This window comes from Oscillochloris sp. ZM17-4, assembly GCF_019599295.1.
Lineage (GTDB): Bacteria > Chloroflexota > Chloroflexia > Chloroflexales > Chloroflexaceae > Oscillochloris.
Map to the genome: position 1 here is coordinate 1 of NZ_JAIEWN010000050.1, position 9,852 is coordinate 9,852.

Consider the following 9,852-nt stretch of genomic DNA (forward strand, 5'->3'; position numbering starts at 1 on the left):
CCGCCCCCGCCCCGCGACCGCGCCAGTAAGCACCGCCTCCCCTCGGGTATCCGCGATAACCTGGATCGTGGGAAGGTTGGCGACTTCCTCAAAACTCAGATCCACCCCGGCGCCGACCTCGCCATCGTCTCGGCCTACTTCACCATCTACGCCTACCAGCAGCTTCAGCCCCAGCTCGACCAGATCCACGCGCTGCGCTTCCTCTTTGGCGAGCCGCGCTTTGTCTCGGCGATCGACCCTGACCGCACGGCGGCCAAAGCGTTCGACATCGCGGATGATGGGCTGGCCCTGCACAACCGGCTCGCCCAGAAGCCGGTGGCCAAGGCGTGCGCCGACTGGATTCGCCAGCGGGTGCAGATCCGCTCGGTGCGCCAGGCCAACCTGCTCCACGGTAAGCTGTACCACATTACCAGCGGCGGCCAGGAGCAGGCCATCCTCGGGAGCTCAAACTTCACCGTGCGCGGTCTCGGCCTCGGTGATGGCGATCACAACAATATCGAGCTGAATCTGATCGTCGATGGTAGCCGCGACCGCGCTGACCTCAAGGCGTGGTTTGATGAGCTCTGGGATGACCCCAAGCTGGTGGCCGATGTGCGCGACCAGGTGCTTCACTATCTCGCCCAGCTCTACGCCAATCACGCCCCACAGTTCATCTACTTCAAGACGCTGTTTCATCTGTTTGAGCAATTCCTCGCCGACCAGCAGCGCAGCAGCCTGCTGACCGACCAGCATCAGCTCGTCGATACAGCAATCTGGCGGGCGCTCTTCGCCTTCCAGCAGGATGGGGTCAAAGGGGTCATTGCCAAGATCCTGGCCTACAACGGCTGCATCCTCGCCGACAGCGTCGGCCTCGGTAAGACCTACGAGGCTCTGGCGGTGATCAAGTACTTTGAGCTGCGCAACGAGCGCGTGCTGGTGCTCTGCCCCAAGAAGCTGCGCGACAACTGGACGCTCTACCGGCGCAACGATACGCTCAACCCGCTGGTCAACGACCGGCTGCGCTACGATGTGCTTTCGCACACCGACCTGAGCCGCGAGCGCAGGATGAGCGGCGACCTCGACCTGGCCACCCTCAACTGGGGTAACTACGACCTTGTGGTCATCGACGAGTCGCACAACTTCCGTAACAACACCCGTGGCCGCAGCGACGAGACCGGCGACCGCATCACCCGCTCGCGCTACGAGCGCCTGATGGAAGACATCATCCGCAGCGGGGTGAAGACGAAGGTGCTGCTGCTCTCGGCTACGCCGGTCAACAATGACCTGCGCGACCTGCGGAATCAGCTGCTCTTCCTCACCGCCGGCGACAACGCGGGCTTCCAGCAATCCCTCGGCATCGCCAGCCTGGAGACGACCCTCGGCACGGCCCAGCGCATCTTCAATGAGTGGGCGCAGGATCAGCGCCACGACACGCAAGCGCTGCTGGAACGGCTCGATGGCGAGCTGTTCACGCTGCTCGACGCCCTGACCATTGCCCGCTCGCGCAAGCATATCCAGACCTACTACGCCGACACGATTGCGGCCCTCGGCGGCTTTCCGACGCGCGCTAAGCCAATCTCCCTCTCGCCCCCGATTGACCTGAAGGGTCGCTTCATGTCCTACGACCGGGTGAATGAGGAGATCCTGCGTTACAAGCTGGCCCTCTACAACCCCTCGTCGTATGTACTGCCGGCCTTTGCGGCGCGCTATACGCAGAGCCGGGTGGCGAACTTTAGCCAGGCCAATCGCGAGACCTACCTGATTGGCATGATGAAGGTCAACTTTCTCAAGCGGCTGGAGAGCTCGGTGGCCTCGTTCGCGGCAACGATGGGGCGCACCATCGCGAAGATCGAGGCCCTGGAGGAGCGCATCGCTCGCTTCAAGCAGTACCGCGCCGACAATCCTGAGATCGACCTGACCGAATATGCAGTGCCGGAGTGGGAGGACGAGGAGCTGCGCGCGGCGCTCCAGATTGGTGCGCGGCTGACCTTCCAGATGGCCCACCTCGATGTGGACGCCTGGCTCGCCCAGCTTCAGGCCGACAAGCAGCAGATCGATATCCTGCTCAGCTCGGCCACGCAGGTCTCCGTGGAGCGTGACGCCAAGCTGGCCGAGCTGCGGACGCTGATCACGGCGCGCGTAGAGTCGCCGACCACGACCAAGGACGGTCGGAGCAACCGCAAGATCCTGGTCTTCACCGCGTTCGCCGATACCGCCACCTACCTCTACAACGCGCTGAAGCCCTGGGCGCACGGCGAGCTGGGCCTGCATATGGCTCTGGTGACTGGCGGCGATGTGGAGAATCTCACCACGCTGGGACGCAATGAGTTCGGCCACATCCTGACCAACTTCTCCCCGGTCGCCAAGCACCGGAGCCAGATGTCTGGGATGCCCAGCGCCGAGATCGACCTGCTGATCGCCACCGACTGCATCTCCGAGGGCCAGAACCTCCAGGACTGCGACTACCTGGTGAACTATGATATTCACTGGAACCCGGTGCGGATCATCCAGCGTTTCGGCCGGATCGACCGCATCGGCAGCCGCAGTCAGGTGGTGCAGATGGTCAACTTCTGGCCGACCGACGACCTGAACAAGTACCTCTCCCTGCGCGAGCGGGTCGAGTCGCGTATGGCCCTGGTCGATCTGACCGCCGCCGGGGACGATAACCTGCTCGCCAAGGGCAAGTTGGAGGAGCTGATTACCACCGACCTAAGCTACCGCGATAAGCAGCTGCTTACGCTCAAAGACCAGGTGCTCGACCTGGAAGATTTTAGCGAGAGTGTGGCGCTGACTGAGTTCACGCTCGACGACTTCCGGCTGGAGCTGCTGCGCTATATCGAGGCGAACCGCCAGCTGCTCCAGGACGCGCCGCTGGGCCTGTACGCGGTGGTGCCTCCCGACCCGGCCTACGCCGTTATCCAGCCGGGGGTGATCTTCTGCCTGCGTCAGAAGGGCGACGCGAAGGGCACCGAGCGAATTAACCCGCTCCAGCCCTACTTCCTGGTCTACATCCGCGATGACGGGGTGGTGCGCTTCGGCTTCGCCCAGCCCAAACAGGTGCTTGAAGTGTTCCGCACGCTCTGTGCCGAGCGCACGACGCCCTACCAAGCCCTCTGTGACCTGTTCGACCAGCGGACGCAGGACGGGGCCGACATGAGCGTCTACAGTAAGCTCCTAGAGCAGGCCGTAGCAGCGATCACCGGCAGCTTCCGCCGGCGCATGGGCGCGCAGCTCACGCTGGGCCGCGGCGGGGTGCTGCCCGAGCAGCAGAAGCAGGTGACGCAGGCCGACGACTTCGACCTGATCACCTGGCTGGTTATCTGTGCGTAGCACCTCGGGGAAGCGATCTCCAGGCAGTATGAGAGGCGTCACATGGAACTTGTTCTGACCATCCAGCCCGACAACGCAGCCCTGGTCACCTGTGACGGTGTGGAGTCGCATCGCTTTGACCCGGTGCGGATCGTTCCCGATGCGCAGGATGCGACGCGCCCGCCGCACCCCTTGGCCGACCCGGTGGCCTATGGGCGGGCGCTGTTCGCGGCGCTGTTCCCGGCTGGCTCACCAGCTCACACGGCCTTGGCAGCGCGCCCCGAGCGGATCATGCTCGTCGCCGATGGCGCATTGGACGCAGTGCCCTGGGAGTATCTCCACGGCCCGGATGGCTTTCTGGTGCTCGATGTGCCCTTCGTGCGCGGGCTGCCCGCAGGGCGGCGGGCAGCGCCACCGACGCTGGAGGGCGGGCTGCACATTGTGGCGGTGCCGAGCAACCCGCTTGACCCAGACATAGCCGCGCTCAATATCGACGGCGAGTGGCTGCGGCTGCGCGAGAGCATTGCGGCCGTTGAGGGTGCCGTCACCCTGGAGCGCACGCGCCCCGCCACCGACGAGCAGCTGCGCCGCCAGGTCACCGGCAAGCGCCACCGCGTCGTCCACTTTATGGGCCACGGCGGTGAGCGCGAGGGCGAGGCGATCCTGTGCTTCGAGCGTGACGATGGCGGTATGGAGCCAGTCACCGCCCGCACACTGGCGCAGCGGCTGCGCGGTACGACCTTCCTGGTGACGCTGAACGCCTGCATCAGTGCCACGCCCGGCCCCACCCTGTTCAGTAACCTGGCTCGGCTGCTGGTTGAGCAGGGGACGCCCTACACGCTGGGCATGCGCTTCAGCATTGTCGATGCCGACGCCCGCGCCTTCTCGCGAACCTTCTATGACGACCTGGCGCGCGGCGTCCCGGTCGAGGAGGCGCTGCTCCAGGCCCGCCTGAGCCTGGCCCGCAGCGCGCGGCCCTGGGCCATCGGAGTGCCGGTGCTCTACACGGCACTGGCGGTGCCAGCGCGCGGCTTCGCGGCCCAGGCGGGCAACCCAATCATCCGCGACCAGCGCCCCCCGCTGGCGGTGAGCGACCTGCCCCGCGCCGAGGGTGCCTTCCAGGGCCGCCAGGGCGAGCTACAGGCCATTGGTGCCCAACTCACCGGCGATGCCCGCCCGCCCGTACTGACCATCCACGGCGTGGGCGGCCAGGGCAAGACCGCCCTAGCCCGCGAGGCCGCCGAGCGCTTTGGCTGGGCCTTCCCCGGCGGTGTTTGGGGCATCTCGCTGGAGAGCCTGCCAACGCGGGAGCAGATCGTCGCCGATCTCGCGGGCTTTTTCGGCATCCCCACCGATACCGGCCTTCCTGAGCAGATCGAGCAGCAGGTGCTGGCCCGGCTGGGACAGCAGCGCACCCTGCTCATCCTCGACAACGCCGAGACACTGGTCGCAGCGGTCGAGGCGGGCAGCGCCGAGGCGCGGGGCCTAGCCGATCTGTTGCGCCAGGAGCTGGCCGGCGCGCGGGCGACCCTGCTCGTAACCTCGCGGGCGCTGCTAGGCTGGCCGGGAGAGGCGTACCTGGCCCTGGGCGGGCTGCCCGCCGCCGATGGGGCGCGGCTCTTTCGCCAGAGCGCGCCGGCCCGCGCGGGCGCGGTCGAGCAGCACCTGGCCGAGGCCCTGAGCGGGCGCGTGGAGGGCCACGCCCTGAGTCTGCGCCTGCTGGGTGGGGCCTTCAACGACATACCCATGGATCTGGCGGCGTTTGTCGCCGCGTGTGAGGCCCAGCTTGATGCGGCGCGCAACAAGTATTTGGGCGATGATCACCGCCACCGCACGCTCTACGCCAGCATCGACACCAGCGTGCGCCACCTGGCCCCCGAGCTGCGCGACCTGCTCAGCGGCCTGTGGGTCTTCCATGCGCCCTTCCTCCCCGAGACGGCGGTGGCCATCTTCGACCCTGGTGCGGCTGATGCGGAGGGTGCGCGCTCACCCATCCCTGACCGGCTGCACGCGCTCTGGCAGCGCGGCCTGCTGCTGCGCGAGGCCGACACCCTGGAAGAGGGGGATCTGCTGCGCTACCGGCTGCTGCCGACGGTGCGACCCTACACCGAGCGTTATATGCTCCAGGCGTATGTGCGCGACGCGCTGCTGGCTCGCTTTGCCACGGCCTACCTTGATCTGGCACGCTGGGCGTATCGCGCGGTAGACCGCGACAGCCGGGCGGCGCTGATCGTACAGCAGGCCCGCGAAGATTTCGAGCGCGGCCTCACGCGGTGTGCCCCAGATCAATGCGGCGAGTACCAATTCCGCTGGGGCTGGGTTATGGGCCGCCTGGGCGATCGCCGGCGCGCCCTGGCGCTGTGCGAGGCGGCGCTGGAGAATCTCCAGGGCGTTGATTCGCAGCTCGCATTGGAGACGCTGAACAACATGGCGGGGGTGTACCAGGACCTGGGGCGGCCGCAGCGGGCGCTCCAGCTCTACGACGAGGCCTTGCCGATCCGGCGCGCGGTGGGCGACCGGGCCGGCGAAGCGACCACGCTGAACAACATGGCGGGGGTGTACCAGGACCTGGGGCAGCCGCAGCGGGCGCTCCAGCTCTACGACGAGGCCTTGCCGATCCGGCGCGCGGTGGGCGACCGGGCCGGCGAAGCCGCCACGCTGAACAACATGGCGGGGGTGTACCAGGGCCTGGGGCAGCCGCAGCGGGCGCTCCAGCTCTACGACGAGGCCTTGCCGATCACCCGCGCGGTGGGCGACCGGGCCGGCGAAGCGACCACGCTGAACAACATGGCGTTGGTGTACCAGGGCCTGGGGCAGCCGCAGCGGGCGCTCCAGCTCTACGACGAGGCCTTGCCGATCCGGCGCGCGGTGGGCGACCGGGCCGGCGAAGCGACCACGCTGAACAACATGGCGTTGGTGTACCAGGGCCTGGGGCAGCCGCAGCGGGCGCTCCAGCTCTACGACGAGGCCTTGCCGATCACCCGCGCGGTGGGCAACCGGGCCGGCGAAGCCGCCACGCTGAATGGCATGGCCTATCTTTACATTGATCTTCAGCGCTTTCAGGATGCGCTTGCCACGTTTGAGCAATCGTTGATCGCTGAGCATGAGGTTGGACATCCGCAGGGTGAGATCGCCGGCCTGATCGGCGTCGCACAGCTGTTATTCACGCACATGGGCCGCCGCGACGACGCGATCGCCCGGCTTGATGCGGCGCGCCAGATCTTTGCACGAACCGGCCTGCCCCAGGACGCCGCCGGCCATACGCCCGACCATGTGCGTCAGTTGCGCGAGGCGATGCAGCATGATGCGCCGCTGTCCCAGCCGCAGCCTGGCCCAGCAACAATGCCTCAAGAGCAGCTCCAGGTTCTTGTCGCCAACACGGTGGCGGTGCTGACGAGTGTCGCGGAGAGGCGTGAGGAGTGGCGGGGCGCGGTAGCTGAGATGCTTACCGATGCGCAGCAGCGTGGCGATGATTGGCAGATCGAAGTTGATCTGTATAGTGCGCTGCTTGCCCTCCTCGATGGCGAGGCGGCGGTGCTTGCGCCAGGCCATCCCTATGCTACGGCGCTGAGCGCCATCCAATCCGGCGTCGCCGGGGGTGTGCCTCCAGTAGCTGCAGTCAGCGATGAAATCATGCAGGCGGTGCGCGGCTTCGTCAATGCCCCCGACTGGCCTGCTAGCCGCCGGGTGGTCGAGACACACCAGGCGATTCTCTTTACCGCTGAGGTCGAGGCGCTGTTCGAGCAAAACATCGACAACGCGCGGGCCAAGGGTGACCAGCGTGCGGCAGACATGCTGACTATACATCTGAACCTGCTGCGGGCCTGCAAGACTGACGGGATTGAGACCGCCTTCGCCCAACGTGTAATGGATGATGTGGTAGCGGCGTCGCCAGTTGACTCTGAACTCATCCAACGCTCCATCACGGCCCTGCTCGCCGGCCCGCAGGAGAAGCTGGCCCACGCTCAGTACCTTAATGCCCTCGCCACCGGTGGCGATGATCCAGACCTCAAGGCACTCATCCAGGCCATCCAGACTGCGCTTTTTGGCGGAGACCTGGCCCAACTCGGGGCCGGCTTGACCGGCCCCTATGCCGAGGCGTGCGCCGCAATTGTGACTGGCGTCGCCTACGACGGCCTCGCCCCTGAGCTTGTAGAGACTATTGGTAGCAACACCTTGGCCGTCCTTGGCTCGGCGAGCGCCCAGCGCGGACAGTGGCGGCGTGAGTTGGCCCAACTCCAGGCACAGGCGGCGCAGGATAAGCCCGGCCTCGCCGCCCTCGTCGGCGCCCTCGGCGCGCTGCTTGACGCCGGCGGCGAACCGCAGGGCCTCGGGGCCGGCCTGCGCGGTGTTTACGCCGCAACCTGGCAATCGATTGTGGATTACCTTCGTTCCTGAGATGAGGACTCTATGGCCCAGCTTTTTCTTACCACAACTGCTACCGACGCCGCCTGCGCTGACGCGGTGCGCGACGCCCTGATCAACCAGGGCTACGTAATATGGGCGCTGCCCGCCCACCTCGACGCCGGCTCGGCATCCTACCCCGCCGCCCTGGAGCGCGGCATCCGGGGCAGCGTGGCCCTAGTGCTGATCTGGAGCGCGGCGGCTGCGCAGGACGAGTGGGTCGAGCGGATGGCGCGCTACGGCCAGCAGCTCCAGAAGCCGATCATCACGCTGGCCCGCGACGCCACGCCGCTGCCGATCACGCTGGTAGATGCGCCGGGGGTGCGTGAGAACGGCGACCTCGCGGCGGCGATCCAACGCCTCACCCCGCTGCTGCCGCCCGCCGCGCAGGACGACCTGCTGCTGAACTTGCTGACCCACGAGTACATCCGCGAGCAGAAGCGCGGCATCGCTGAGGCGGTGGCCCTGATCCAGCGCGGCGAGCGCCGCGAGGAGCTGCTCGCCACGCTCGAAGACATGGCCCGCCATAGCCTGTACGGCACGGTTGCCGAGGCAGCGCAGCAGGCGCTCGACAGCCTCAGCGGCCAGGTTGCCCAAGAAGCGCCACCAGCCGAGTCACGCCACACCTTCGGGGTGCGCTGCCCCAGGGGGCACGTGAGCTGGTACGATAAGCGCGAGGTCTGTCCCGCCGATGGGAGGATTGCCCGCAGTGCGGTGCGCAAGGCCGAGCAGGATCTGACCGAGCTGATGCTGCCCTGCCGCACCGCCGGCTGCCCGGAGACGGTCGTCGTGCAGGTGGACTGTGAGGGCTACGCATGACCAGACCACCCACACGATTACCGGCACTCCCGGCAACACCCGACCCGCCCGAACCCCTGATAGTAGAAGGGTCGTCGCCTAACGCGGAGCAGCAGCGCCTCACGGCGTTCTTCGCCGAGGCCGAGAGCAAGCAGGTTGAGTTCCTCGACGAGGCCGGCAAGCGGATCATCGAGCTAACCACGCTGCTGCTCGGCGTACTCTTCACCGTGGTCGCCTTCGGCGACACGTACCCGCCGCCGTACCTCACCGGCCACCCGGTTGCGAAGCTGATCAGCCTGGTCGTCCTGGGCTGCTACGTGGTCGCGATGCTCCTGGGGCTGCGCACCGTCAACCCGCGCGACTACAAGCTGTACCGGCATAACCTGGACGGGATGCGCGCCGAGCTTGATCGCATCCTGGAGAACAAGAAGTTCTCACTCTTTTGGGCCGGGGTCACCTTCTGGCTCGGGTCGGGCTTCCTGGCGCTGCTGATCAGCGTGATCATCCTGGCCGCATGACTCCTGAGAGGATTGAGCTGTGACCGACACTTCCCTCCGCCGCGCGGTCGCCGACGCTCTCGCCCGCTTCACCGCCCCGTCGCTGCTCGGCCCGGCGGTCGAGCTGTTCGGCGCGCTGGGCTATACGAGCGAGCGGCGCTTCGATGTAGACCCGGCGGGCGGCCGCGGGTTGCTGGAGGCCCTCGGCCTCGCGGACAAGCTCAACGCCCATCGGGCGCTGCTCGACGAGTGGCGCGCGGCCGAGCTGATCTTCCAGCTCACCGCCGAGGAGATCAGCGCCTCCGGCCAGATGGCCCTCTTCGACACCCGCCAGGTCGATCAGACCCGCATCGAGTCCTACCTCTTCCTCGCTATCGACCTGTCTGGCGCGAGCTACACCCGCACCGAGCTGGCGACGATCACCCGCGAGATCAACCGGCACCTGCTGATGCCGGTGCTGGTGCTCTTCCGCCACGGCGCTAACCTCACCTTCGCCGTGATCGACCGGCGGCTGCACAAGCTCGATCAGAACCGCGATGTGCTGGAGAAGGTGACGCTGATCAAGGACATCGCCTTCGCCCAGCCCCACCGCGCCCACGTCGAGATCCTGGCCGACCTGTCCCTGCCGCAACTCGCCCGCGAGGCCGGGGTGAGCAACTTCGTCGAGCTGCACCGGGCCTGGCGCACGGTGCTCGACAGCAGCGCGCTCAACCGGCGCTTCTACCGCGAGGTGGCCAACTGGTATTTCTGGGCGGTTGAGCAGGTCGAGTTCCCCGCCGGGGCGCAATCCGACCGGGCGGTGCGCAACGCCACCAGCCTGATCCGCCTGATCACCCGCGTGATCTTCGTCTGGTTCCTCAAGGAG

General features: G+C 67.0%; 4 protein-coding genes and 1 pseudogene. All 5 read left to right on the forward strand.

Features of this window, described 5'->3' with window-relative positions:
- Positions 1–60: 60 nt before the first annotated feature.
- Positions 61–3,309, forward strand: coding sequence for a helicase-related protein (locus K2Z83_RS23775; protein ID WP_255604465.1), 3,249 nt, complete (start codon positions 61–63; stop codon positions 3,307–3,309).
- 42 nt (positions 3,310–3,351) lie between these two features.
- On the forward strand, positions 3,352–7,686 hold the full coding sequence (locus K2Z83_RS23780; protein WP_220597666.1) for a tetratricopeptide repeat protein: 4,335 nt from the start codon (positions 3,352–3,354) through the stop codon (positions 7,684–7,686).
- Positions 7,687–7,698: 12 nt separating this feature from the next.
- The gene (locus K2Z83_RS23785; RefSeq protein ID WP_220597667.1) at positions 7,699–8,511 is read left to right on the forward strand and encodes a TIR domain-containing protein; all 813 of its coding nucleotides are present in this window, start codon (positions 7,699–7,701) and stop codon (positions 8,509–8,511) included.
- Positions 8,508–9,008 (forward strand): hypothetical protein, encoded by a 501-nt coding sequence (locus K2Z83_RS23790; protein ID WP_220597668.1) that lies wholly within the window; start codon positions 8,508–8,510, stop codon positions 9,006–9,008. The genes K2Z83_RS23785 and K2Z83_RS23790 overlap by 4 nt, the downstream gene beginning before the upstream one ends.
- Before the next feature lie 19 nt (positions 9,009–9,027).
- Positions 9,028–9,852: pseudogene (locus K2Z83_RS23795) on the forward strand (hypothetical protein); the annotation flags it as partial.

Coding starts and splice junctions, on each gene's coding strand:
- K2Z83_RS23780 (WP_220597666.1), top strand. CDS start 3,352: ATGGAACTTGTTCTGACCATCCAGCCCGACAACGCAGCCCTGGTCACC.
- K2Z83_RS23785 (WP_220597667.1), top strand. CDS start 7,699: ATGGCCCAGCTTTTTCTTACCACAACTGCTACCGACGCCGCCTGCGCT.
- K2Z83_RS23790 (WP_220597668.1), top strand. CDS start 8,508: ATGACCAGACCACCCACACGATTACCGGCACTCCCGGCAACACCCGAC.